The sequence below is a fragment of the Pontibacter sp. LHS2 genome, from assembly GCF_058932845.1.
On record NZ_JBZYWG010000004.1, the window covers coordinates 178,727 to 205,699 of the forward strand.

At 49.4% G+C, this 26,973-nt stretch carries 17 protein-coding genes, 1 tRNA gene and 1 riboswitch; of the genes, 7 read left to right on the forward strand and 11 right to left on the reverse strand.

From position 1 onward, the window contains the following. Positions 1 to 296: 296 nt before the first annotated feature. The 3 genes from AC5FX6_RS18675 to AC5FX6_RS18685 all read right to left on the reverse strand — a co-directional run bounded on the left by AC5FX6_RS18675 (position 297) and on the right by AC5FX6_RS18685 (position 6,494). Positions 297 to 1,256, reverse strand: coding sequence for a PorP/SprF family type IX secretion system membrane protein (locus AC5FX6_RS18675; protein WP_493598483.1), 960 nt, complete (start codon positions 1,254 to 1,256; stop codon positions 297 to 299). Between the two features lie 5 nt (positions 1,257 to 1,261). Then, the gene (locus AC5FX6_RS18680; protein ID WP_493598484.1) at positions 1,262 to 4,954 is read right to left on the reverse strand and encodes a DUF8696 domain-containing protein; all 3,693 of its coding nucleotides are present in this window, start codon (positions 4,952 to 4,954) and stop codon (positions 1,262 to 1,264) included. 427 nt (positions 4,955 to 5,381) lie between these two features. Next, on the reverse strand, positions 5,382 to 6,494 hold the full coding sequence (locus AC5FX6_RS18685; protein WP_493598485.1) for a PepSY-associated TM helix domain-containing protein: 1,113 nt from the start codon (positions 6,492 to 6,494) through the stop codon (positions 5,382 to 5,384). A gap of 199 nt (positions 6,495 to 6,693) precedes the next feature. On the opposite strand from AC5FX6_RS18685, the gene AC5FX6_RS18690 reads away from it, so the two are divergent. Next, the gene (locus AC5FX6_RS18690) at positions 6,694 to 9,054 is read left to right on the forward strand and encodes a TonB-dependent receptor (protein WP_493598486.1); all 2,361 of its coding nucleotides are present in this window, start codon (positions 6,694 to 6,696) and stop codon (positions 9,052 to 9,054) included. 131 nt (positions 9,055 to 9,185) lie between these two features. Here the strand turns inward: AC5FX6_RS18690 and AC5FX6_RS18695 are convergent. Continuing rightward, positions 9,186 to 9,258, reverse strand: a tRNA-Met gene (locus AC5FX6_RS18695). 83 nt (positions 9,259 to 9,341) lie between these two features. Further along, positions 9,342 to 11,144, reverse strand: coding sequence for a BamA/TamA family outer membrane protein (locus AC5FX6_RS18700; protein WP_493598487.1), 1,803 nt, complete (start codon positions 11,142 to 11,144; stop codon positions 9,342 to 9,344). 180 nt (positions 11,145 to 11,324) lie between these two features. On the opposite strand from AC5FX6_RS18700, the gene hemW reads away from it, so the two are divergent. The 3 genes from hemW (at position 11,325) to AC5FX6_RS18715 (ending at position 13,718) form a co-directional block, all read left to right on the forward strand. Next, positions 11,325 to 12,452, forward strand: a complete 1,128-nt coding sequence (gene hemW / locus AC5FX6_RS18705) for a radical SAM family heme chaperone HemW (RefSeq protein WP_493598488.1) — start codon at positions 11,325 to 11,327, stop codon at positions 12,450 to 12,452. Positions 12,453 to 12,523: 71 nt separating this feature from the next. Then, complete coding sequence (locus AC5FX6_RS18710) at positions 12,524 to 12,934, forward strand: hypothetical protein (RefSeq protein WP_493598489.1); 411 nt, start codon at positions 12,524 to 12,526, stop codon at positions 12,932 to 12,934. Positions 12,935 to 12,947: 13 nt separating this feature from the next. Further along, positions 12,948 to 13,718 (forward strand): cyclase family protein, encoded by a 771-nt coding sequence (locus AC5FX6_RS18715; protein ID WP_493598490.1) that lies wholly within the window; start codon positions 12,948 to 12,950, stop codon positions 13,716 to 13,718. 185 nt (positions 13,719 to 13,903) lie between these two features. On the opposite strand, the gene metF is transcribed toward AC5FX6_RS18715, so the two are convergent. From metF to rplU, 4 genes are all read right to left on the reverse strand, one after another. Next, positions 13,904 to 14,860, reverse strand: coding sequence for a methylenetetrahydrofolate reductase [NAD(P)H] (gene metF / locus AC5FX6_RS18720; protein ID WP_493598491.1), 957 nt, complete (start codon positions 14,858 to 14,860; stop codon positions 13,904 to 13,906). A 153-nt stretch (positions 14,861 to 15,013) separates the two neighbouring features. After that, the gene (gene metH / locus AC5FX6_RS18725; protein WP_493598492.1) at positions 15,014 to 18,727 is read right to left on the reverse strand and encodes a methionine synthase; all 3,714 of its coding nucleotides are present in this window, start codon (positions 18,725 to 18,727) and stop codon (positions 15,014 to 15,016) included. A gap of 70 nt (positions 18,728 to 18,797) precedes the next feature. Further along, positions 18,798 to 18,907: riboswitch (SAM riboswitch) on the reverse strand. A gap of 314 nt (positions 18,908 to 19,221) precedes the next feature. Continuing rightward, on the reverse strand, positions 19,222 to 19,491 hold the full coding sequence (rpmA, locus tag AC5FX6_RS18730; RefSeq protein ID WP_493598493.1) for a 50S ribosomal protein L27: 270 nt from the start codon (positions 19,489 to 19,491) through the stop codon (positions 19,222 to 19,224). 68 nt (positions 19,492 to 19,559) lie between these two features. Next, positions 19,560 to 19,868 carry a 50S ribosomal protein L21 gene (gene rplU / locus AC5FX6_RS18735; RefSeq protein WP_299706537.1) on the reverse strand — a complete coding sequence of 103 codons (309 nt, stop codon included), beginning with the start codon at positions 19,866 to 19,868 and terminating at the stop codon, positions 19,560 to 19,562. Positions 19,869 to 20,515: 647 nt separating this feature from the next. Between rplU and AC5FX6_RS18740 the strand changes: the two genes are divergently transcribed. Together AC5FX6_RS18740 and AC5FX6_RS18745 are read left to right on the forward strand one after the other, a co-directional pair. Then, a complete protein-coding gene (locus tag AC5FX6_RS18740) occupies positions 20,516 to 21,475 on the forward strand; it encodes a ribonucleoside-diphosphate reductase small subunit (protein ID WP_493598494.1) in 960 nt (319 codons plus the stop codon). A 347-nt stretch (positions 21,476 to 21,822) separates the two neighbouring features. Next, on the forward strand, positions 21,823 to 24,204 hold the full coding sequence (locus AC5FX6_RS18745) for a ribonucleoside-diphosphate reductase subunit alpha (protein ID WP_493598495.1): 2,382 nt from the start codon (positions 21,823 to 21,825) through the stop codon (positions 24,202 to 24,204). Positions 24,205 to 24,282: 78 nt separating this feature from the next. Here the strand turns inward: AC5FX6_RS18745 and AC5FX6_RS18750 are convergent, their stop codons facing one another. Beyond that, positions 24,283 to 24,687 (reverse strand): hypothetical protein, encoded by a 405-nt coding sequence (locus AC5FX6_RS18750; RefSeq protein WP_493598496.1) that lies wholly within the window; start codon positions 24,685 to 24,687, stop codon positions 24,283 to 24,285. Positions 24,688 to 25,008: 321 nt separating this feature from the next. On the opposite strand from AC5FX6_RS18750, the gene AC5FX6_RS18755 reads away from it, so the two are divergent. Continuing rightward, positions 25,009 to 26,451 carry an amidohydrolase family protein gene (locus AC5FX6_RS18755; RefSeq protein ID WP_493598497.1) on the forward strand — a complete coding sequence of 481 codons (1,443 nt, stop codon included), beginning with the start codon at positions 25,009 to 25,011 and terminating at the stop codon, positions 26,449 to 26,451. A 9-nt stretch (positions 26,452 to 26,460) separates the two neighbouring features. On the opposite strand, the gene AC5FX6_RS18760 is transcribed toward AC5FX6_RS18755, so the two are convergent. Then, positions 26,461 to 26,904: a hypothetical protein gene (locus tag AC5FX6_RS18760; protein WP_493598498.1), complete on the reverse strand. Its 444-nt coding sequence runs from the start codon at positions 26,902 to 26,904 to the stop codon at positions 26,461 to 26,463. Between the last annotated feature and the right edge of the window lie 69 nt (positions 26,905 to 26,973).

Consider the following 26,973-nt stretch of genomic DNA (forward strand, 5'->3'; position numbering starts at 1 on the left):
ATTTGGGGCTATATTAACCTCTAAAATTTAACAAAATTTGATAAGCACCAAATTTTAAGTTAAAGTTTAAACTTAATTACAGCAAAGTCCTATTTGATCTTTTCTATTACTAAGCAGCTTCAGCTTCGCTTTTCAGATCAACTGCCCACATCCGTGCAGGGCTATTCCGCAATAGTATTTTTAGACTTGGGTGCAAAAGTAGACACAATTAGGCACACTCTGTATCAGCAACATAAAAAAAATATTACTTCCCAGAATCTCTCTAAATTGTACTTAAACAAAAAGTGCTTACGCTGTTACCATACCCATTGCGGACAGATGATACGGCGGTCATTCAGCAGCTTAAAGCCTACTATTACCTCGTGGGTTCCGGCGCTTACCCGGTTGAGGCCTGATGTAGTAGCATCATAAGAATAGGAAATATCAATTAGCGGACTAACGTACACGCCCACCATACCGACTATGGCATCGTTGTGGCGGTAGGAAGCCCCCACCCAGAAGCGCTTATCGTAAAGTGCGCGTAAGTTTACATCAACAGAGAGTGGACTTGGGGCAGCCAACTTGAGCATCACTGACGGGATCAGATCAATGCGACCTCCCGGAGCAAAGCGGTAACTACCCGTCAGGAAGTAATGCCGCTGCAAGTCAAGCGACACGTTGTTATTCTCAGCGGAGCGGAAAGTACCGGCATTCTCCAGCAGTTGCGCCCCAGCAAGGCCAACAGAGAAGTTACGTGAGTAAACCCACAACCCCAGCGACAAGTCCAGTACGTTCTGATTTATCCGGCCACCGCCTATGAGCGGCTCTGCCGGATTAGTAAACTCCAGCTCGGCACTGTTCACAGTATTGCGAATGAGGCCCGCCGCCACACCCGCAGACACATTGATGGTGCGGGTGACAGGCAGGTGATACGCATAGGTGCCAGACAGCCCCGTTCGACGCAAAGGGCCCGTTTTATCAGTATGAAGAATCACTCCCGCCCCGTGATGGGCGAGCGCCTTGGCATACTTGGTGCTTGCTGCGCCCTTATTGAGCGGCATGTGGGCAGAGACATAATAGGTAACAGGCGCACCATCGAGCCCTACCCACTGCTGTCGGTTACTTACGCGTATATCGGCATAGTCTTCTATACCTGACAGGGCGGGGTTGAGCAGAAAGTTATTGACCATGTACTGGCTATACTGCGGACGCTGCTGTGCGAAAGCCTGCGTAACAACACCTACCAATACAACCAACAGGAGAGACAGCTTTTTCATAGTCATTATCTGATAATAGTCACATGCCCTGAAATCGGTTTTTCGGAGCTGTTGAGATAGATGATATAGTAATAGGTTGCCACCGGCAAAGACTCCCCGTTATAGGTACCGTCCCAAGGCGTGGCATAGCCAGTTGAACTAAAAATCTGGTTACCCCAGCGGTTGAAGATCTCGATGCGGGCATCCGGGTAATTCTGGATGTTCTCAATCTCCCACACATCGTTTACCCGGTCACCGTTTGGCGAGAAAGCATTTGGCGCTGTGATGGCAGGTATAACCGTTACAGTCACTTCATCAGTTGCCGTACAGCCTTCTTCCGTCGTGATAGTCACCGTGTAAGTGGTAGTCACGTCTGGTCTGGCTACTGGGTTTGATACATTAGCATTGCTGAGGCTGGCAACAGGCTCCCACTGGTACGATACCCCGCCGGAAGCGCGCAGCTCTGCAGGTCGGCCTTGAATAATAGTAACATCCTCACCGGCATCAGCCACAGGCTCTACCACAGTTACGTTTACTGCCGTACGGGTAGCATTCGTGCAATTGCTATTGTTTCTAGCCTGCACATAGAAAGTAGTATTGCCAGTAAGCTCTGGTGTCACGAAAGTAGTACCTACAAAGAGCGGTGACCCACCGGTTGGGGCGTCGTACCACTCAATGGTATTACCGGCGGCATTGGCTACCGTCAATGTAGCAGAACCGCCCACGCAGGCTCGGGCATTCTGCACTGTCAGGATAGGGGCATTTGGCAATGGCAGCATCGAGATCAGCACTGCTTCCGAAGGGTTCTCACAGCCTCCAGAAATAGCCACACGCCGGAACCAGGTATTGCGGGTCAGCACAGGTGGACTATAACCCGCTCCTGTATTCTGACCAGGCGCAGGATTGAAGCCTGCATTTGGTCCGCTGATGCTGCTTTCCCAACGATAAGTGAATCCACCGCTGCCACCCGAAGGGGTGGTACCCGTCAACGCGGCTGGCTGTGTACCTGAGCATATCTCCTGGGCAGCCGAAATGGAGTTACCCGTAATGGCAGGCCGTATACGGATCTCCACAACATTGCTCTCGTTTGGCGTGCATTGTCCGGAGCGCACTATTCGCTGATAATAGGTGGTCTGGGTGATAGCACCCGGGGTATAGCTCTGCTGATTGTTGGTGCCCGGTGCTGGCACGAAACTGCCTGCATTTCCCGTTCCACTGATCAACCATTCGTAGGTATAGTTACCGCTGCCGCCAGATGGAGCCGAACCAGTAATAGCACCTGGTGCAGCACCCGAGCACTCATCCTGGGCTGGCGCTGTAATGGTGTTATTGGCAAGGGCTGGAAATACAGAAATCTTAACGGTTCCTGAAACGACTGTACAGCCTCCTGATGTAACAGATCTTCTGTACCAGGTATCCTGGGTCAGCGCAGAAGCAAAGGTATAGTTCTCTCCTGCGTTGTTGCCTGATGCCGCTACAAAACCGGTGTTAGGACCAGTGGTACTTTCCTCCCAGAGATAAGTATAAGGCTCGCCGCTACCACCTGTAGGTTTTGAGCCAACCAGTTGCGCTGGCACCTCTCCACCACATATCTCTTGATTGGCACTGATAGTGTTATTCTCAACACGCGGCACGGTTTGGATCTGCACCACATTACTGATGTTTGGCTCACAATCGCCCTGCCGCACAACACGACGGAACCAGGCATTTGCACTAAGGGCCTCCGGGCTGTAATCCTGGTTGTTATTCACACCGGGAGCCGCTGTAAAGCCATCATCCGGACCTGTCGTACTAATTTCCCAAGTATAGGTATAGTTGGTGTTACTGCCTCCAGTTGGTTCACTGCCTTCTAGCGTTGCAGGGCGATCGCCTACGCAAATGCCCTGGTCTTCGCCAATCGTGTTATCAGCTATACCTGGCACTACATTCACCACAACAGTGGCACGAGGACTCACGCAGTTATTTGAGTTTACGCCCTCCACATAGAAGTTTGTAGTTGAGCTGAGGGGCTCCGTTGTAAACTGCGCCCCCTCAAATACGGGTACTCCGCCGCTAGGCTCTGTATACCAGCGATAGATCAAGCCACTAACAGGTCCAGAAGCACGTAGAGTAGCAGTCCCCCCAATACAGGCTGGCGCTGGCGCAGGCACAGTAGGCGCAGTAGTTAGCGGAGGCAGTACAATAACCTCCTGCTCTGTAGGACCCTGGAAGTCGGATCTGCCGCATTCGTTCTCACCGAGCACCCGCACACGCCAGGTTCCTACCTGATTAAAGTTTATCGTCTGGTCTTCTCCTGTTCTGTTGGTTGTAGTACCGTCTGGAGCAGTGATCGTCCAGGTCACCGTGAACTCGTTACCGAAGTTTCTATCAAAAAAGGAATTTGTACTGTTGAAAGTAAACTCATCTGGCCCGCAGAATGGCCCTACAGTCGGCAGCTGTACCTGCGGGTAGCCTACTACCACACTTTCTTCTGCTTCGTCGGTACCACAGGCATTCTCAACCGTTAGTTTTATCTGATAAACCCCATTGTCAAAGAAAATTACTTTAAGGTCTTTCTGGTCCAGCCCACCTTCCACTATCTCGTAAGGTGTAACACCCGGCGGAGAGGTAATTTCCCAGGTATAGGTCAGGCCACCTCCTGTAGACTCTTTCGCCTCCTGATCCTCCGTCTCTTCGGTTTCCGTCATGGTGACATAAACTGGTCGACAGCCAATGCCAGGCTCTATTTCAGCAGGCTTTTCAGGATCATTCTTTGCCGGGTTGAAACCAGCTTTAGGCTTCTGCAGAAACTCGAACACCTCTTCATAAATAGAGGAGCATCCATTTGCATTTACTGCTCTGATTCTAATGTTATAAGCTCCTAGTTCTTCGTAAACAGGACCTTCAACCGGAAAAGTAGTGACACGCTGCTCTTGCTCATCCTCACCAAGACCCCATGTTATGTAGTACTCTGTAATATTGTTAAGCTGCGGAGACTGTGGGTCTGACACGACAGCACGTACCTCCGCTTCTGTAGGATCTTCGTCTTCCGGAAGGCACTGTGTAAATGTCTCGCCGTCCTTGTCCTTGCCTTCTATGGTATAAGTAACCTCAGCCTGCTGCTGCACCGATACGGGAGCTTGCCCTTGTTGAGACGGGCAACCACCCGTTCTGCTAATAGCAGTAACTCTTACTGTAAAAGGAACACCACCGGTTCCAATACTCTCAAAGCTATGTGTTTCAGTTGCGCTTCCTCTTGCAATTACATTCCCGTCACCGAAGTCCCAGTCAAATGTATAGTCTGCATCTGAGAGGTTTGTAACGTTGAAGGTAAACTCCTGCCCTGAGCAAATAGGGCGATTAGGATCAACTACAATGGTAGGGGTGGGAGGGGTTGCGGAAACAATAACTGGGTTCGTGCGCAATGGTATGTTATTATCGCATGCGCCGGGAGCTGGTGTAGCGACGGCGTAATATGAGCCAGGTTCGCTAACTGAAAGGGTATTGGCATTCGGAGCGCCGCTGATCAACTGTTCATCTTTATACCATTGCCAGGTTGCTACAGTAAATGTAGCATTTGCGGTAATAACCGCTGGTTGACTTCCCAGGCATACATTTACATTATTATCGATCGTTGCAGTTGGGGAAGGGCAGTTGTCTACATTCCCCGATGCCTGCTGGACAACAGCGAGGAGTAAGAGTAAAAACCAGGTAAAAGTCTTATACGAAGTGAACCGCATCAGGAAAGCTTTAAGGGTGAATTTGGGCTGCGCCTAAACTATAACGATATAACCTTTAATTATGATTTATAAGGGCGTGACTTTAAAGTAAACATCGCTTAAATATAAGCAAAACAATTAAATAACAGCATATATACACTTGGCAATGGTCACAAAGCAACTTCCTAGAATTGACTTACAAAATAAGTGCACTTATGTTTCGGTTTCTCTTCGTTATTTCTCTAGAACAGAAGACCCTTGTCTACGTCAGCAGGTATAGTTCTGTTCAAATATAGTAGTAATAAAATTTAGTAAGTAGTACTCAGCAAGGTGAGCTTTTGGGCAAATTTGATAATAGCAAGTGCCCCTTTCAGATGCAGCCTTGCTAGGCGTTTACATCTCCAAATATTGACTGTAAACGCCTAGAAGTGATTACTCATTCACGCTTCTACACAGCCTTATTAGCATACCTGTAGCCTACAGGCGCTTTGCGTTGATGTACCCTTTTAGTGGTTTGATGCTTTTTAAGCTTCCAGATAAAGAAGCCTGAAATTGCCAGTATCCCTGGCATGAGCCCGAAGAAGCTATAGAGCAGTTTAACGGCAAGACCGGCATAGTCTCCGAAATGTAGCGGCTTGAGTACCGTAATTGCGCGTTCGTGCCATGGTTTATCCCGCACAAAACTCACGCTTTTAATTTCACCAGAGCTTAAGTCTACCTGCAGATTACTATAAGTGGCTCCGTAATAAGCGGGGTCAGACTTAAGCCGCCCTAATACCGATAAATTCCCACCTGCTATTCTAAGGTATTTGGCTTCAAATTCTGGGTAGTCCTGCCTCACCTTCTCAAGCACCTCATCAACAGAAGTGGTAACCGGTGAGTTGCCAACCGAACCAGCACTTACAGGCGCAAGAGCACTCTGCACAATGGTATAAGCTATCCAGGTGCCTGTAATACTCAGCAACAGATTAAATGCTAGGCTCCACACCCCAATGATACGGTGTAGGCTGGAGAAAAAGGATCGTCTGCTTTTAAAAGAAATACGCTGCCTGAACGCAAGCACTTTCAGAATGGATTTGCGGTATAACAAAAAGCCCGTAATAGATAGCGCAATCAAACAGAGACCTCCCAATAACACGATCATCTTACCCGGCGTGCCCGATAGAAGATTGTAATGAATATCCAGAAGAACATGCACCAAACGCTTATCTGCCCGTGCTAACGTAGCCAGTGTATGGCCTGCCTCCGGATGCACAAAAATCCACTGTCTGGTGTTACCCTGCCTAATCTCATATTTTAGCGCCTGCCCTGGATCCTTGGGAAGTTCCGGTATCCGGATATCTGCTGCCGGAAATTCGGCCAGTATCCGCTTTAAAGAAATGTCCACATTAAGTCTGCTGGCAGGTGCCGGCAACTCAGAGATATGGGCAAACTGGGCGTGGTCAATATCGTGATGGAATACCAATACCGATCCTGTAATACTGCTAATAAGAAGAAATACACCCGTCACTAAGCCCAACCAGTGATGAATGGAAAATGCTTTGTTTACCCGTTTTTTCAAGTCTCTATTTTAATACTATCTGACATGCTCGACACAAACCCTTTTCAAAGTTTATTTCGATCCAAAGAGAAGCAAATCTATAGGGAAATGGTATAAGGTCAAAAGCTTATTTAAAATTATTCTAAATAATATTTGCCATTATAATTTTCAGCTTTACTTTTGCCGAACCAATTATTTATAACAATTCTAAATAAGCCTAATGAAAAAAGTTATACCCATACTGGTCGCTTGTTTTATGTTTGCGATAAGTGCCTTCGCTCAAACTGGTAGTATCAAGGGTAGCGTGTATGATGCACAAAACACCCCCTTGTCTTATGGAAGTGCTTTCCTGCAGGGCACCAGCAAGGGAACAGCAACTGATGCTAATGGCAATTTCCTTTTGGAAAGACTGAAGCCCGGCACATATAAACTGGTGGTATCTGCTGTAGGATTTGAACGCAAAACTGAGACTGTTCAAGTTCTGGAAGGTGCAGTAACAGAGGTAAGAGTGTCTTTGTCTCCGAGCCAGCAAGGGCTCAATGAAGTTGTTGTTTCAGCCAGCAGAACCCCGGAGACCATCGATCAGGTACCTTCTTCGATTACTGTCCTTTCCAGAAAATCGATAGAGCAGGATATGCTGGTAACAACCAACATTATCGATATTCTTAGCAATACGGTACCGGGTCTGGCGCCTAGCACTACTACAAGCAGCAACTGGGGGCAAACCTTAAGAGGTAGATCCATGCTGGTTATGATTGATGGTGTACCACAGTCCACCCCACTCCGAAATGGCGCTATGGACATGCGCGCACTCGACCCGGATGCCATAGAGCAGGTTGAGGTAATCAAAGGAGCTACTGCCATTTACGGCAATGGTGCGGCAGGCGGACTCATCAACTATATTACCAGAACTCCTGTTCAGCAGAAGCCATTTTCTTCCAGAACTTCGCTGGGTATGACTGGCTCTTTAGTGGATGCTGACAATAGCATTGGGGCAAGGGTTAGCCAGATGTTTTATGGCAAAACAGGCAAGTTTGACTACGTATTAAGCGGTGCTTATGAGCAGACCGGAGAATGGAAGGACGCAGAAGGCGATGTACTTCCCCCGGACTACGGACTTGGCGAAACAGACTCATACAATGGATTCGTAAAGCTCGGCTACGACATTTCAACCTTTAATCGCGTGCAATTCACCTACAACTACTACAGCAGCGAACAAAAGACAAACTATGTACCGAAGTATGGCAACTACCAGGATCGTCAAAAAACAACGGCCGTGCTGGGTGAAACACTCGGCGTTCCACAAGGGGTTCGCTCTAATCATAACCTAAACCTGCGCTTTTCTGGTGAGCATGCTTTCCTGAACAGCCGTTACGAGGCAGATGCTTACTTGCAGTCAGTGGACAATGTCTTTTTCTGGTCTCCTAATTTTGAGTTTGGCGGACAGTCCATGATATCTTCTGTGAAGAAAGGGGCAAGGGGCGTTCTTACTACGCCCTATAAAATAAGCGATGCGATTGACGGGGATGTAACATATGGACTTGATGTGCTGAACGACGTGACATCACAGCCATTGGTAGATGGCAGAAGCTGGGTTCCGGAAATGAACATGCTGAATGTGGCTCCTTTCGTACAGTTAAAGACTACGATCGCTGAGGACCTTATCCTTAAAGGTGGCTTCAGGGCCGAGAAGGTGAACATCTCTGTAGCTGATTATACTACACTTCGCACAGTAAACCCAACTACCGGCGCAATTGACAACCCGGGTTTTAATGTAAAGGGTGGAGAGCTGGGCTACAATGCGTACCTTTTCAATGCGGGGCTGCGCTATAACAAATTCAGCTTCTTTACTCCTTATGCCAGTTTCTCACAAGGTTTCTCTGTAGCGGATATTGGGGTGATGCTACGCTCTGCCAGAGTGGATAACATCAGCAAGATCAGCACTGAAGCCATTGTAATCAATAATTATGAGGCAGGCTTTGTAAGCAGACTCGGCAAGCTCAGGTTTGAGGGTGTTGGCTTTATCAGCACATCGGAGCTTGGCGCCAGCGGGCAGTACAAAGATGGTGTTTTTGTTGTTATGCGCACACCCGAGAAGATTCATGGTTTTGAAGCAACGGCCGACCTGAACTTACTGGAGCATCTTCGAATGGGTGCAACCTTCTCTTATGTGGAAGGCAAGATGGATGTCAATAAAAATGACAGCTTTACTGACGCTGAAGATGTCTATCTGGGTGGCGAGCGCATTTCGTCTCCGAAGTACACGGCTTATCTGCGTTACGCTTTGCTGGACAACAAGCTTGGCTTAAACCTGCAGTACACAGGAGTAGGAGAAAGAGACCGATTTGAGCAGAATGATAAAGGGACTTATAATTTTTACCAAGGGCCTGTGAAACCATACCAGTTGGTCAACCTATCAGCTAGCTACAAACTGAGCGAATCTACTTCGTTTAACGTAGGTGTTGAGAACTTGCTAAACGAAGATTACTTTCCAGCCCGTGCCCAGTGGTTCACTTCACCAACCATGTACTCAAAAGGCAAAGGTGCCGCCTTCAATGTTTCCATGATCGTAGAACTCTAAAAAGCCAGTTTTAGTCATAAATAAAAAAAGCCCTGGTGTCGCCAGGGCTTTTTTTATTTAGTGCACAGTATACGTTTTGATCAGGTATGTACATAAAAAAGCCCTTTAGAATTAACTAAAGGGCTTCTAGGTAGCGGGAACAGGACTCGAACCTGTGACCTTTGGGTTATGAGCCCAACGAGCTACCAACTGCTCCATCCCGCACTGTTATTGTGTTACAAAAGTAGTATAAACATACTTACAATGCAAGTATAGGTTACTAAAAACCTCAAAAAAATTGCGCTCTGCTAGAATTTACTTGTGATGCCGAAGTGTATCTTCGAGGCTCTCAGTGACATAGGTTGCTGTTCTGATTTTCCGACTGAGTAAACTAATTGAAAAATTCCGGCGCCGGTACTGAAGCTGATACCTCCGCCAACACCAAGCGGCAGGCCTTCCGCTTTGGATTGCTCCAAATCACTTCGGTAATAGCCCTGGTCGTAGAAGAGCAGCACGTAGGAGTCTTCGGCTGTGAACAAGCGGTACTCCAGTGTACCGATGCCGTAGGTGGAAGCAAAAAAGAAATACTCATCAAAACCCCGCAAGGACGCCAGTCCGCCGATGCGGTACATGTCATTCAGGAAAATCTGGTCATTGAGCAGTGCCTCTCCACGCACCCTGGCCAGCAGGGCACTGTTTTTGCCAACTCTGAAGAAATTCTCCAGACGCACGCCTAAGCTAAGTTGGGTCGTGTTCACCTCTAGGGTATCATAAAACTCCTTCTCCAGACTTGGGTTGCGCAATAGCTTCTTGCGCCCTGCCGCCAACTGTAATTCCACTAATCGCCCTTTACGGGGAAAATAGAAGTCATCCAGGTTGTTCCAGAGGTAGTTCAGGCCATAGGTATTGGTACGCGCATCGGCCAGGTCGAGGGCTCGCAGACTTTGCGGGCTGGCCGTGGAGAGAATGCGGGAATTACGCCATTCCGTAAACACACTGAAGCGCCCGTACCGGATGGTGTTATACGCCAGCTGCACCCGTGGCTGTATGGTGATAAAACTGGAATCCTGCTTGAGCAGTCCGAAGCGGGTACCTAGCTCAAAGGGAGTTCCGAAAAGATTGGGATGCAGGTACTCGCCGTTAAGAATCACAGAACCTTTGTTGACCCGACGCCACTGCAGGCCAAGCTGCTTGCCGCTGCCTTTGATGTTGCGGATGTTCATGTTGGCCTCACCTGTGATGAGCAGCTTGTTGCCTGAGCGACTCGGGTCAGGCAGAAAACCGACCACGCCATCGATCTGGTTTGTTTGGCGATCTTCAAGAAAGTATACTACCCGTGCCTTGTCGCGGTAAAACTGCACCTGCGGAGGACGCACTACTTTCAGGTAGGGCAGGGTGGTGAGCATGCGTTGCGATGCCTCCACCTGATCCTGGTTGTAGGGCTGATCCGGGTATAGCTGCAGGTAGCGCATCAGGAACTTAGGCTGTGTCTTGCTGCCTCCCATCACCTGCAGCGAGTCATAGGTCACAATAAAAGCTTTCTCAACCATAAGGGCCGCTTTTATTTTGTTATCTACTATCTGAATAGAGTCGAGCCAGACGGAGGCGAAGGGGTAGCCGTTGCGCTCGGCATAATCGAGGATACGTTGTTGCAAACGGGCGTATTCGGCCGGTTTGAAGGGCACGTTGCGGTAAAATTTTTCCCGGAAGCCAGACTCCACCAGTATACCTTCGCTCAAATTGCCGTTCCGTAATTCGGCCCAGTCAAAGCGATTGCCGATGTGCAGTTTCACGTGGAGCGTATCGCCACGCTTGTATGAGCTGTCGCCTGAGGCGAGCAGGTAGGCATCCTGGTGCAGGCGATGCACCAACGCTGTGACTTCTTTGCGGGCTTCTACGGTATCGGTGTGCTGGGTGCGGTAGTTGTATTGCCGCAACACCTGTCGCTCAGCACCTGTCGTGTATACTTTTAGCGCTGCTTTTGTCTGGTTTACCAACTTGGGTGTTGGCGGCTGTACCTGCTGCTGCGGCACAGGCGGCTTGTCCTGCGCCTGCGCCAACAAGGGCAGCCATAGGAATAAGCACCAGACTAAGACAGCGATTTTGTACATTTGTATTCCGAATTGTTGAATTGTTTAAGGGCTAATTTGTTAAATCTAGAACAGGAGCCCTTGTCACAGTATATCGTAGCGGCAAAGGTATGACCGCCCGGGCGGATTCCTGCATGCTATTTTCACATATTACACAAGCTGACCAACAATTTAACCATCAACAATTTAACAATTAAAATATTGTCCGGCATCTACCTCCATATACCTTTCTGCAAGCAGGCCTGCCATTACTGTGATTTCCACTTCAGCACCTCCATGGGGCACAAGGAAGCCACCATACAGGCCATTGCCCGTGAGCTGGAGCTGCGCCGCGACTACCTGCAGGGTCAGGAAGTGGGCACCATCTATTTCGGAGGTGGTACCCCATCACTGCTCACACAGGCGGAGCTAAGCCTTCTCCTGCAAACCATCAAAGACCTGTTTATAGTTTCGGAGGAGGCAGAAATAACACTGGAGGCTAACCCGGACGACCTTTCACCGGAAAAGCTGCAGGAACTGAAAGCGGCAGGTATAAACCGACTGAGCATTGGGTTGCAGTCCTTTCATGAACCGCACCTGCGCATGATGAACCGCGCTCACAATGCAACAGAGAGTTTGCAGTGCGTACGCGACGCACAGGCTGCTGGCTTCGACAACATTACCGTAGACCTGATTTATGGTATACCTGCCCCTGACCACAGCATTTGGCTCGAAGACCTGAAAACATTGTTCTCACTGAACGTGCAGCATGTTTCCTGCTATGCGCTTACCATCGAACCTGACACGGCGCTAGGGCGCTGGAGCAAGAAAGGCACCTTCAAGCCTTCAGAAGATGAATTCACGGCACAGCAGTTTGAGATTCTGCTAGAGCAGATGAAGGCGCATGGGTATGTACAATACGAGGTATCTAACTTCAGCAAACCTGGCCATGAATCGCGGCATAACAGCAATTACTGGCGTGGGGTGCATTACCTGGGGGTGGGACCTAGTGCGCACTCCTTTAATGGACCTAGCCGGCAGTACAATGTAGCCAACAACCGCAAGTATACCGCTGCCCTGGCAGAAGGCACTATACCTACCGAGGTCGAAGAGCTTACGCAGGCTGATCAGGCAAACGACTACCTGCTCACCACGCTCCGCACTATTTGGGGTTGCGACCTCAAAGTGATGCGCGACAGGTATGGCTACGACCTACAGTCACAACACAAGCTATACCTGCATCAGTTACACGAAAAAGGACTGGCTTGGGTCGAGGCTGATGTGCTGTACTTAACTGACCAGGGCAAGCTGTTAGCCGACCAAATAACACTGGATCTCATGGTAGATTAGCTCTTGCGGATAATATCAGATTTATTCGTAGATTTGATAGCAGCCGGAATATAGCCCCGTGCTACACCACTATGAAGCTATTGGAAACACTTTACTTAAATGACATCAGCCAAATTGCTGCAGACCGCCATCACGGCATATTAACGAATACCTGGCTACGCCCTGTAGAGCATAACGAGATGCTTCAGACAGCAGCGAAAATAAATTTACTGCTACAGGAGATGGAGGCTGATAAGCTACTTCTTAATGCGCTTGTTATTGGCAAGCTGCTGCCCCATACCAAAGAGTGGCTCTCTACGACTTACTACAAATCCCTATCGGATCTGGGCCTGAAGAAACTAGCCCGTGTGCTGCCTGAAAATGTGTTCAACAGGCTTTCCTTTGAGGCTGTGATAACAAGGGCTGAAGCACTGGGCGGTGTAAATTTCGAAGTCAAAAACTTTACCAGCGATGAAGCCGCCCTGCGGTGGCTCCGGGATTAAACGCTTTAGCTACATGGAAGCTTCCGTCACGTACCGCGACCAACCCTATACCTTTGACCCAACGCAACCGTTGGATATCTCCATGCCACTGCACGACCGTCAGCAACAACCCGAGTGCTTCTGGGCTGAACCGGTGGCGTTCGATGTGATCCGGGTAGGTGATTTTGTGGGCAGTGTAGCGGAAGGCGGCAGTACAAATTACAAGCGTGTACATGTAACACCACACGGAAACGGCACTCATACCGAGTGCTATGGCCATATCTCAGCAGACGAAAATGCCACCATCCACAATTGCCTCAAGCGCTTCCTGTTTGTAGCGCAGCTGATTACGGTAACTCCTCAAAAGCAGGAAAACGGTGACCAGGTAATACTGTTGGAAGATGTGAAAACCAAGCTGCAAGGTATAAAAGCTGAAGCGGTCATACTCCGCACGCTTCCTAATACTGACGAGAAGCTTACCCGCCATTATTCCGGTACCAACCCGCCATACCTCGAGCATACCATCGGGCAGTACCTGGCTGAGAAAGGTATACAACACCTGCTCCTCGACTTACCCTCCGTAGACCGTGAACTGGACGAAGGCAAACTGCTCTGTCATCACGCTTTCTGGCAGTACCCCAAAAATACCCGCTGCGGTGCTACCATCACAGAGCTGATCTACGCACCCAATCATATCGACGATGGGCTATACCTGCTTAACATTCAGATTGCAAGTCTCCAGCTTGACGCCAGCCCGAGCAAGCCAGTGCTGTATAAGCTATCACCGGTATTCCCGGCTTTATAAGCACTTCCATTTTGTGCCAGCTCCTGTGAGCGCCTGATACTTGATCCTTAGTTGGCTACTAGACGCTCACAGGTCTGGGAGACACTGTGAGGTCGTGCAGCAGGTATAGCTATACCTCATAAAAAAGAAAAGCTGGCGCCATGAGCACCAGCCTTAAGGTTAGGTTTAGTTTAGTTGTGGTTTCTCTAAAACAGCGCCTCTGCGACTTTCCGCACGGACTCTGACTTGCCCATTGAATAGTAGTGCAAACAGGGCACGCCAAACTCCATCAGCTCTTTGGACTGCTGTATCGCCCACTCCACACCCACCTGCGCAGCAGCTTTGTTGTCCGGACAGCCTTCAATGGCATCGGCTAGTGCGCAGGGGATTTCGATGTGGAACAAGCTTGGCAGTATGGTGAGTTGGGTCTTGGTGGTCATAGGCTTCAACCCTGGAATGATCGGCACGTTTATACCTTCGGCACGGCAGCGCTTCACAAAGTCAAAGTACTTCTGGTTATCAAAAAACATTTGCGTAACGATGTAATCTGCTCCCATTTCTACCTTCTTTTTCAGCCAACGAAGGTCAGACGTAATATTGGGCGCCTCAAAGTGCTTCTCCGGGTAACCTGCCACACCAATACAGAAGTCAGTGCCATTATGGTAGGCCTGCTCCTCGTCCAGGTAACAACCGTTGTTCATTTTCACGACCTGCTCTATCAGCTCAGATGCGTAGTTATGCCCATCAGGTTCCGGCACGAAGCGCTGTTCGCTCTTTACACAGTCGCCCCGCAGCACCAGCACATTATCTATACCCAGAAAGTGTAGGTCTATCAGGGCATTTTCGGTTTCCTCTCTGCTGAAGCCACCGCAGATAAGATGCGGCACGGTGTCTACTTTGTAGTGGTTCTGGATGGCCGCACAAATGCCGACCGTACCCGGCCGCTTGCGTGTGGTACGCTTCTCCAGCAAACCGTTTTCCCGCGACTTGTAGATATACTCTTCGCGGTGGTAAGTCACGTCAATAAAAGGCGGGCTGAACTCCATCAGCGGGTCGATGTGGCTGAACAGCGTCTTCATGTTTTCGCCTTTGAGCGGAGGCAAGATCTCAAAGGTGAACAGCGTCTTGCCGTTAGCGTTCTGGAAGTGCTCGGTTACTTTCAAGGTATGTAGATGGTTTACCTCACCCCGGCCCTCTCCTAAAAACAAGAGAGGGTGATTCCAGAGGTGAGAAGTAATTAATAATTCTATGTCTCAAATATCATTGCTATTCCAGAATTAAAATCTAAAACAGCTTTTTAGCTCCCTCCCCTGTTTTTAGGAGAGGGTTGGGGAGAGGTGTGCCTTTGGCTCGTAGTTCAGGTTTGGCGACAACCAGCGTTCCAACTCCTCTTTGGCCATTCCTTTGCGTCGGGCGATGTCGGCTACCTGATCTTCGCCGATCTTACCTAAGCCAAAGTAACGGGAGTCCGGATGAGAGAAATAAAGACCACTCACCGAAGATGCCGGATGCATGGCCAGGTTCTCGGTCAGGATCACACCTGTTTCTTCCGCCTTCAGCAAGTTGAATAACGTGATCTTTTCGGTGTGGTCCGGACAGCCAGGGTAGCCGGGAGCCGGACGTATACCTTTGTATTGCTCTTTGATCAAGCCTTCGTTATCCAGCTGCTCATCCGGTGAGTAGCCCCACAGTTCTTTGCGCACTTTTTGGTGCATGTGCTCGGCGAATGCTTCTGCCAAACGATCGGCCAAGGCTTTGACCATAATGGCCCGGTAGTCGTCGTGCTCGGCTTCGTACTGCTCCAGTAATTTCTCGATGCCAAAGCCAGCCGACACCACAAAACCGCCGAGGTAGTCGGCTATACCTGTTTCCTTTGGTGCAAGAAAGTCAGAGAAGGCGAGGTTAGGCACATTGGCTCCTTTCTTGCCTTGTTGGCGCAAGGTATGGAACTCGGTGAGGACGTTTTCACGTGAATCATCGGCGTATACCTCGATCGTATCGTCGGCCTCCACATTAGCCGGGTAGAAGCCCACCACGGCGCGGGCTTCTAGCAATTGCTTGTCTACGATCTCCTGCAGCATGGCTTGCGCATCGGCAAACAGCTTAGTGGCTTCCGCTCCCAGTTCCGGATCGTTCAGGATTTTCGGGTACTGCCGCTTGAGCTCCCAGGTATGGAAGAAAGGGGTCCAGTCGATATAAGGAATAATCTCTTCCAAGGGATAGTTGGTGTATACCTTGTTGCCAACGAAGCTCGGCTTCGTTACTTCAGTGGCTTCCCAGTCAACCTGATACTTATTGGCGCGGGCTTCTTGTATACTTGCAAAAGCGCGGTCTTTGGTGCGGTTCAGGTGATCTTCGCGCAGTTTCCCGTACTCTGCCTTGATCTCAGCCATGTAGCTGTCGCGGTTGCCACCCAACAGGTTGCTCACCACCGTCACGCTGCGGGACGCATCATGCACGTGCACGACCGGTCCGCTGTACTGCGGCGCGATCTTCACAGCCGTGTGCACACGCGAAGTTGTAGCGCCACCAATCAGCAAAGGGATTTTCATGCCGCGGCGTTCCATCTCCTGCGCGATGTAAACCATTTCGTCCAGTGATGGTGTAATCAGACCGCTTAGACCGATGATGTCAACTTGCTGTGCTTCGGCTTCTGCAAGAATCTTATCCAACTGCACCATCACACCAAGGTCTATCACCTCGTAATTGTTACATGCGAGTACCACGCCTACAATGTTTTTCCCGATGTCGTGCACGTCCCCCTTCACCGTTGCCATCAGGATCGTGCCAGCTGTTGATTTGGACGTGTCGGATGCCAGCTTTTCCTGCTCCATAAAGGGCAACAGGTAGGCTACTGACTTCTTCATCACGCGGGCGCTCTTCACTACCTGCGGCAGGAACATTTTACCTGCGCCGAACAAGTCGCCCACTACCTGCATACCTGCCATCAGGGGGCCTTCGATCACGTCGAGTGTCTTAGTGGCTTTCTGCCGGGCTTCTTCGGTGTCTTCGTCTATGAAGTCGACGATGCCTTTCACCAAAGCGTGCTTCAGGCGTTCTTCCACGGGAGCTTCGCGCCAGGAGTTGTCAGCAACTGTAGCAGTCTTGCCTTTGCCTTTGATGGTTTCAGCATAGTTCACCAATCGCTCTGTTGAATCCGGGTGATGGTTGAAGATGACGTCTTCGATCAGGTTGCGCAGTTCGAGCAGCACCTCTTCATAAATACCCAGCATACCTGCATTCACGATGCCCATGTCCATCCCCGCCTGCACAGCGTGGTAGAGGAAGATGGTGTGCATGGCCTCACGCACCAAGTCGTTGCCTCGGAAGGAGAAGGACAGGTTGCTCACGCCGCCGCTCACCTGCGCATGCGGCAGATTGGCCTTGATCCATTTCACCGCCTCAATGTAGTCGACGGCGTAGTTGTTGTGCTCCTCTATACCTGTGGCGATGGCCAGGATGTTCGGGTCAAAGATGATGTCCTGTGGCGGGAAGCCCACTTCGTCTACCAGGATGCGGTAGGAGCGCTCACAAATCTCGATGCGGCGCGGCAAAGTATCGGCTTGGCCCCGTTCATCAAAGGCCATCACCACCACAGCGGCACCGTATTGGCGCACTTTGCGGGCCAGTTTCTTAAAGGCTTCTTCGCCTTCCTTCAGTGAGATGGAGTTTACGATTGATTTACCCTGAACACATTTGAGGCCTGCCTCTATCACGCTCCATTTCGAAGAGTCGATCATGATGGGCAGTTTGGCGATGTCGGGTTCAGAGGCGATCAGGTGGAGGAAGTCGGTCATGGCCTGCTCCGAGTCGAGCATACCCTCGTCCATGTTCACGTCGATGATCTGAGCGCCACCCTCTACCTGCTGTCGGGCAACCGATAGGGCTTCCTCAAACTTACCGTCTACGATCAGGCGGGAGAATTTCTTGGAGCCGGTGACGTTGGTGCGTTCGCCAACATTCACGAAAAGGGTATCGGAAGTGATGGTGAGGGGCTCGAGGCCGCTGTAGCGTGGGAGGGGAGCTACGGGAGTGGGAACGTGCGGTTTATACCTGCGCACCAGGTCTGCGATTACTTTGGTGTGTACTGGCGTCGTGCCACAACAACCACCCAACACGTTTACCAACCCTTCCTTCAGGTATTCCTCTACAATAGCACCCATCTGCTGGGCTGTTTCATCGTAGCCGCCAAAGGCATTTGGCAAGCCGGCATTCGGGTAAGCACTGATGTAACAGTTGGATATGCGGGAGAGCTCCTGAATATGCGTCTTGAGCTGACGGGCACCCAAAGCACAGTTGAATCCCACACTCAGGATGGGTGCATGCGAAATGGAGTTCCAGAAGGCTTCCACTGTTTGTCCGGATAAGGTACGGCCGCTGGCGTCGGTGATAGTGCCCGACACCATGATCGGCAGCTCCTTGCCACCGTCATTCACATATTGCTGTATCGCAAAGAGGGCGGCCTTACAGTTGAGCGTATCGAATACCGTCTCCACCAGCAGGAGGTCTGAACCGCCGTCCATCAGCCCGCGCACCTGCTCGTAATAAGCCTCCACCAATTGGTCGAAGGTGATGGCGCGGTAACCGGGGTTGTTCACATCCGGGGAGAGGGAAGCCGTGCGGTTGGTCGGGCCAATAGCGCCTGCTACGAAGCGCTTGTGCGCCGGACCTTTGGCTTCCACTTCATCAGCCGCCTCACGGGCTATTTTGGCTGATTCGTAGTTTATCTCATACACCACATGCTCCAGGTGATAATCAGCCATCGCGATGCTGGTGCCGCTGAAGGTATTGGTCTCGATGATGTCAGCGCCAGCTTCGAGGTACTCGGTGTGGATGGCCTTGATAATATCGGGCCGTGTGATAGAGAGTAAGTCGTTGTTACCTTTGAGATCAGACGGATGGTCCTTGAAGCGCTCGCCACGAAAATCGGTTTCGGAGAGCTGGTAGCGCTGGATCATGGTGCCCATGGCGCCATCAAGCACAAGCACGCGCTCCTGCAGCAAGGTATGGATCGGATGTGATTTGGTCATTTTGGTGTTCCCCCTCTTGGTTAAGTCTACATACGCGCTTATCAAGAAGGACACCCAAGGTAGGTATACTCTCTTATCTTTTCCCGGCCAAGGTATGGCTGAGAAGGGAATTAGCACCAAGCTGGTACAAGGTTGCTAAGACGTCATAGGGCCCTGTCCCTCGGTCTTTCTTGATAAGAATGCTGCAAAGATACACACTTATCCGCAAAAGGCGAATTTTTGTTGCATCAGGATAAGAGGATATCAGGAGAGAAGGAGGTTTAAAGTCGCGCCCAGAAAAGTATAAAAACAGAAAGGGACACCAAAAGTGTCCCTTTCCTAAAAGAGTTTAATTGTTTTCACTCTATAACTCTTTATACCTTCTTATACGGAGGCGCTAACCCGATTGTTCTTGCCTCGGAGAAGTATTTACATTTAGGCAAAATAAAAAGGGACCACCTTGCTGGGAGTCCCTTTTTACTTCAAAGCCCAAAGACTTTTGGTATCGGTCAGAATTAAGCTTCTGCTTCTACTTTAGGAATTACAGAAACGAATGAACGGTTCTTAACGCCTTTTTTGAATGAAACTACACCGTCAACCATAGCGAACAGTGTGTGGTCTTTGCCCATACCCACGTTCTGACCCGGGTGGTGTGCAGTACCTCTTTGTCTTACAATGATGTTACCAGCGATGATATCCTGGCCACCGTAAATCTTAACGCCAAGTCGTTTAGAATGCGACTCACGACCGTTGTTAGAACTACCAGCTCCTTTTTTGTGTGCCATTTTGTTTAATTATTTACTCAGGGCGATGAAACACCTGAAAAATTCAACGTTTAATTTCTTCTTACTGCTTAACCAATGCTCTCGATCAGAACTTTCGTGAAGTGCTGGCGGTGACCATTCTTCTTACGATAGCCTTTTCTTCTCTTCTTTTTGAAAACGATTACTTTGTCGCCTTTCACGTTGCCAAGGATTTTACCAACCACTTTAACACCGCTAACGAAAGGAGCACCTACAGTAAGCGTGCCGTTATCATCAGTAAGAAGAACATTGGTGAACTCAACGGCGTCACCATCATTGCCGGAAAGCTTGTTAGCGTAGATGAACCTTCCGGCCTCTACTTTGGTCTGTTGACCTGCGATTTCTACAATTGCGTACATCAGCTTCAATGTATGATTTAAAAAATTTTAAGTCTGCAAAATTAGCAGTCTAAAAATTAATATGCAAATCATTGTTCCTTAATTCATTCTGTTTTTTCAGACCTTATGCACAACTATGTGGATAACGATGTTGAAATCTCTATTCAATTATTTTGCACCTCCTGAAATAGCACATAACACACTAATCCGCAGAACGTTGCCTCTCGATTGAGAAATTCACGTTTTCCACACCAACTCCATAAGCCGGGCAAAACCTTCCTCCGAATTTGGAGCCAAGCTTGCTGTTTATTGGATTTTAGACCCTGCAAAATGCCCACACTTGCTTAATAGGCGTCACAAGCTTGCACTTTTCATCATTTAACAATGATTTAATATTGTGTTTACTATATAAAGACAATTATATATGTCAACACAATCATGTTAATAAGCCTGTTAATTCCATGACAAAAATCACACAATCAAACACTTAGCAAAGTGTTAATAAATTGAACAACTTTAGCCCTCCAATTCAAGTTCTTATCACTATATTTGAAAACCTGTTACCTTAAAGTCACCCGCCAAACGGTGCCTTGACTTCTAAGTCTGACATTATATAAAACAGTAACGAAGTGTCGCTGTTAGTTTAAATAACATTAAAGTTTACGCGCATGGAGCCAATACTACAAGAGAACCCAAATCGCTTTGTTTTATTCCCGATACAGCACGACGAGGTGTGGCAGATGTATAAAAAGGCAGAGGCCAGCTTCTGGACCGCCGAGGAAATCGACTTGTCGCAGGACCAGAAAGACTGGGAGAACCTGAACGACGGCGAACGCCACTTCATCAGTCACGTACTGGCTTTCTTCGCTGCTTCGGACGGCATCGTAAACGAGAACCTGGCCATCAACTTCATGCAGGAAGTACAGCTACCGGAAGCTCGCTGCTTCTATGGCTTCCAGATCATGATGGAGAACATTCACGCCGAGACTTACTCCCTGCTGATCGACACTTATATAAAGAAGCAGTCTGAAAAAGACTATCTGTTCAACGCACTGGAGACAGTGCCTTGCGTGAAGAAGAAAGGCGAGTGGGCGCTTAAGTGGATCAACAGTGAAAACTTCACAGAGCGTCTGATCGCTTTTGCGGCTGTGGAGGGTATCTTCTTCTCCGGTTCTTTCTGCTCTATCTTCTGGCTCAAGAAGCGTGGCCTGATGCCAGGCTTGACCTTCTCTAACGAGCTGATTTCGCGTGACGAAGGCCTGCACTGCGATTTCGCCTGCCTGCTCTACTCTATGCTGAATGAAAAGCTGCCTGAGAGCCGTGTGCACGAGATCATCCGTGATGCGGTGACCTTTGAGCAGGAGTTCGTAACCGACGCGCTGCCAGTTGACCTGATTGGCATGAACGCTAAGTTGATGAGCCAGTACATCGAGTTCGTAGCTGACCGCCTGTTGGTATCACTGGGTTGCAGCAAGATCTACAACGCCACCAACCCGTTCGACTTCATGGAAATGATCTCGCTGCAGGGCAAGACCAACTTCTTCGAAAAGCGTGTAGCGGAGTACCAGAAAGCTGGTGTGATGGGCGACAAAGACAAAAACGTGTTTTCGCTCGACGAAGACTTTTAACAATCTGAATTACTTAGTAAGTTTAGGAGATAAAGAGAGCCGGGTGTCAGGCCCGGCCCTTCCTTCATTACCTTGAATACTCCGGTTGCAGGTATAGCTGCCTTCGTAGCTCCCCGGCACCGGATTCATAAGCTGGCATCAGCCGCCAGACGGGGCGTCCGCCTCAATTTCTGTAAAAGCATTTGGCTTTACCTGTTAAAGTATAGTATTTCAACGGCTTAGGTATCTATATACGTATTGCCTTATGATAATATTAGCATGTTTCAACCCGCTGCTTTAAGAGCGGATCATTTATACCTATATCTTATAAAAACCCGGGCATTTGACTCCCGCTAAATGTATACGCTATGTTAGTAGTTAAAAGAGACGGCCGACGCGAATCCGTCAAATTCGACAAAATTACCGCACGCATCGAGAAGCTGTGCTATGGTCTGAACATGGACTATGTGTCGCCGATTGAGGTGGCCAAGAAAGTAATTGACGGCATTTACGACGGCGTGAGCACCATCGAGCTGGACAACTTGGCTGCTGAGACAGCTGCGTCCCTGACGACCAAGCACCCGGACTACGCAGTGCTGGCTGCCCGTGTGGCGATCTCTAGCCTGCACAAGGTGACGAGCAAGTCGTTCTCCAACACCATGAAGCGCCTCTATACCTACGAGGACCCTAAGACAGGAGAAAACGCTTCGCTTCTGGCAAAGGATGTGTACGAGATCATCCGCAAGCACGCCGCTACGCTGGACTCGACCATCATATATGACCGGGACTACAACTACGATTATTTCGGATACAAAACGCTGGAGCGCTCATACCTGCTTCGCCTTGACGGCAAGATCGTGGAGCGCCCGCAGCATATGTTGATGCGTGTGGCCGTGGGTATCCATAAGGAGGACATCGAATCTGCCATCGAGACTTATAATCTCATGTCTGAGAAATGGTTTACGCACGCCACGCCAACATTATTCAATGCCGGTACACCAAAGCCGCAGCTATCCTCGTGCTTCCTGCTTGCTATGCAGGACGATAGCATACCAGGTATCTACGACACGCTGAAGCAATGCGCACAGATCTCACAGAGCGCCGGCGGTATTGGCCTGAGCATCCACAACGTGCGTGCAACAGGTTCTTACATCAAGGGCACAAACGGTACGTCTAACGGTATCATCCCGATGCTGAAGGTGTTTAACGACACTGCCCGCTATGTGGACCAAGGCGGTGGCAAGCGCAAAGGCGCTTTCGCGATCTACCTGGAGCCTTGGCATGCTGATATCTTCGAATTCCTGGATCTGAAGAAGAACCACGGCAAGGAGGAGAACCGCGCCCGTGACTTGTTCTACGCTCTTTGGACGCCAGACTTGTTTATGAAGCGTGTGGAGCAAAACGGCGACTGGAGCCTGTTCTGCCCGAACGAAGCACCCGGACTCGGTGACAGCTGGGGCCAGGACTTTGAGCGCCTGTACGAGAAATATGAGCGTGAAGGCCGTGCCCGCAAAACGGTAAAAGCACAGGACCTGTGGTTTGCTGTGCTGGAGTCTCAGATCGAGACAGGTACGCCATATATGCTTTATAAGGATGCCGCTAACCGTAAGAGCAACCAACAGAACCTTGGTACCATCAAGAGTTCAAACCTCTGCACCGAGATCATGGAATATACCAGCCACGACGAAGTAGCGGTATGTAACCTGGCGTCGCTTGCCTTACCTCGTTACATCAAAGAAGAAAACGGCCATAAGACATTTGACCACCAGAAACTGTTTGACGTGACGTACCACGTGACGAAGAACCTGAACAAGGTGATCGACATCAACTATTACCCAGTGCCTGAGGCCCGCAACTCCAACATGCGCCACCGTCCGATCGGATTGGGTGTGCAGGGCTTGGCGGATACCTTCATCACGCTGCGTATGCCATTTGAGAGTGATGAAGCCCGTGGTCTGAACAAAGACATCTTCGAGACGATCTACTTCGCCGCTATGACGGCTTCTAAGGACCTGGCCAAGAAAGACGGTGCTTATGAGACGTTCAAAGGTTCTCCATTGTCAGAAGGCAAGTTCCAGTTCGACATGTGGGGTGTAACACCAGACAGCGGTCGCTGGGATTGGGAAGAACTGCGCCAGGAAGTGGTTAAGCACGGTGTGCGTAACTCCCTGCTGGTAGCGCCAATGCCAACTGCTTCTACAGCACAGATCCTGGGTAACAACGAGTCGTTTGAGCCTTATACCTCTAATATCTACCTGCGTCGTGTGCTTTCAGGTGAGTTCATGATCGTGAACAAGCACTTACTGAAGGACCTGATCGGCTTGGGTCTGTGGAATGACAAGATGAAGACTGCCATCATCGCAGCCAACGGCTCGGTGCAGGACATCCCGAGCATCCCACAGAACATCAAAGACTTGTACAAGACGGTTTGGGAGATCAGCCAGCGTACAGTAATTGACATGAGTGCTGACCGTGGCGCTTTCATCTGCCAGAGCCAGTCGCTGAACCTGCACGTAATGAACGTGAACTTCGGCAAGCTGACTTCGATGCACTTCCATGCCTGGAAGAAAGGCCTGAAGACAGGTATGTACTACCTGCGCACTAAGGCTGCTGTAGACGCTATCAAGTTCACGGTGGAGAAACAAGCCGCCGAAACGCTGGAGCCGGTTTATAACCAAGTAGACCAAAACCGCAGCGACATGAGCTGCTCCCTGGATAACCCAGACGCTTGCGAAGCTTGCGGATCTTAAATAATTAAAAAGGGGTAAGTTAACTTACCCCTTTTTAATTTATCTCTTAGCGTCTTTCCATTGTAAAATATTAAACTCCTAAAACGGCTGCTTCAACCACACCAGCGCCTTCGCTCTATCGTCGAAATCCTTTGTTACAAGGTCGCTCTTTCCTTCGGCACGCTTATAGATTTGCTCTACTGCCGTTTTGTTAAAGAAGTCTTCGGATTGAAGTACTGCATTCCGGCGCAGAGAAGACTGCTGTAGCCGGGGTATAATATGCGTTACGAACCACTCCTGATCTACCGGACGGATGACCTTCATTTTACGATTATCGCCAAGCCACCTGAGCGGCTTATACTTCTCAATGGCATCAATACAGGCAGTAATGGCTTCTGTAAACTCTGCACTACTTAAAAAGCCCTCCCAAACAGCAGTTCCTAACTGCCACTCATCGTCGTAGGTAATGGTTACTACATTATTTTGGAAGTATACTAAGGTCATAAATGAGTGACGATAATTGAACAAGCCGTAAAATTAACTCATTCTCTTATTTAAATTATTAAAACTAGATTAATGTCCTACCTAAAATTACGAACAAAGCACATACTTTTATAGATCACTGGTAGGTAAGTAAAAGCTCTTGATAGGTTAGCCAAGGTTTTAGCAAAGCTGAACTAGAGTGCCGGTTTAATATTTAGCCTATACCATTTCTAGTCCTTGTGTTATCACCGCCAAACTAAACAGTAAACAATTTACTTCAGTAAAAGCTTTTATACCTTATAAGCCGAAGATGCTAAACCTAACCTTACTGAAGCTATACCTGTGAGCACACCGCATGATCAGAACGATATAGACCGACACGGTATAAGCCGTCGCAACTTTTTAGGCAGATCCATCTTGCTTGGGGCAGCAGGAATGGCAGGCTATACCGGCGCCTTTGCCGGTGCAACATCAGCCCCCCTGCAGAAGCAAGACCGGAGCCTCCCGCCACAGGGGCACTACCTCATCAAAAATGCTTATGTCCTCACCATGGACGCAAAGCTGGGTGACTTGAAGCAAGGCGATGTGCTGGTGCAGAACGGCGAGATAAAACAGGTAGGGCAAAAGCTAAGCGCAGCCGGCGCGGAAGTTATACAGGGAGAGGGCATGATCGTGATGCCGGGCTTGGTGGAAACACACTGGCACCTCTGGACCTCCCTGCTACGCAGCATGGCGGGCTCAAAAGAGGGCCGGGGCTATTTTGATGTCACTCGCACGGTGGGCCAGCACTACACCCCAGAAAGCATGTATGCCGCTACCCGCCTGGCGATCGCAGAAGCCATCCACTCAGGTATAACTACTTTACACGACTGGAGCCACAATACCCGAGGCCCAGCCTTCGCTGAGGCTAGCCTGCAGGCCCTTCGCGAAGCAGGTATACGGGGACGCTATTCGCTGGGTGTACCGGCCGGAGAGGGCGGTGTAGTCGACCTGCAGCTGCTCGAAAGACTGAAAAAGGATTGGCCAAAGCTCGCTAGCGACACTTTATACCTGGGCTTGGCTTGGCCAGGTATAAACGATAGAAAGGAACAAGGTATAAAAGAGCTGAAGCTAGCCCGGCAGTTAGGTATACCTGTATCTGTGCATGCCAGTAAAGCAGGCGTGATCAGCGGACTGATGCGAGAGAATTTACTTGCTAAAGGGATGCAGCTCATCCACTGCAAGGATGCTACCCCAAGCGAAATACAAGGTATAGCAAAAGCCGGTGCCGTTGCCAGCTTATCACCCTTCTCGGAGTTACGCATCGGGTATGGCATACCTCCCGTAAAGGAGCTGCTGGATGCAGGCGTTACCATTGGTATATCAGAGGACACCACCACACTAACAGGTAATGCAGACTTATTTGCGGCACTTAAGATACTCCTGAACCTAGCCAATGCACTTAACAGAAATGAGTTTGCCCTCAGCGCTAAGCGCACACTGGAAATAGGCACAATCGAAGGTGCCCGCTCTCTTGGGCTTTCAGATCAGACTGGCTCCCTCACTCCAGGCAAACGAGCAGACCTGATCATGCTCTCCACCAACGCCTTGAATTTAGGCTATGTTACGGAACCGTATCAACTCATTGCAGAAGCTACGCAGCCTGCCAATGTACACACCGTGATGATCGACGGAAGAATAGTAAAAAGGAACCATACCCTTACTCACCTGAACAAGGATAAAATTATGGCAGAGGCCAAAGCTGAATTCGAAAAGATAATGAAGAAAAGTGGCTGGCAAGAATAGATTTCTACCTTAGCCTAAATTGATCAGTTGATGATGCGGGAGAGCAGTTTCAGGACTTTCCAGTAACCACTGCAAAGCCTCATGCTCGTCCTCAAAATTCCTGAGTTCTAATGGCTGATTAAACGTATGTCCCTTGTTAATCATTGTCTCTACAGCTGCCCGGTTATGCTCAAATTTGGAAGGTATACGGGCTATTCGCGTTAATGAGCTTTTAGCCATCTGAGGCACATGCACCTCGAGACTCCATTTTAGGTCTGCAGGTGATATCATACCCATCAGGCGATCATCAGCCAACCACCTTGTCAACGAAAAACGGTTGATCATGTCATGGCAAAGCAAATAAGCCTCTCTGAGCTCAGCACCTTGCAAATGACCGCGCCATTCGGCTTTGCCTAGTCTCAGGAGTTTGTCATATGTAAGAATGACGAAGTTGTTTTTAAAGTAGAGTTGCATCAAGAAAATTTCCTCGCGAGCGAGATTAGTATTAGAAACAAAGTATTGAGCGGGTCAGCTTCCGGATCG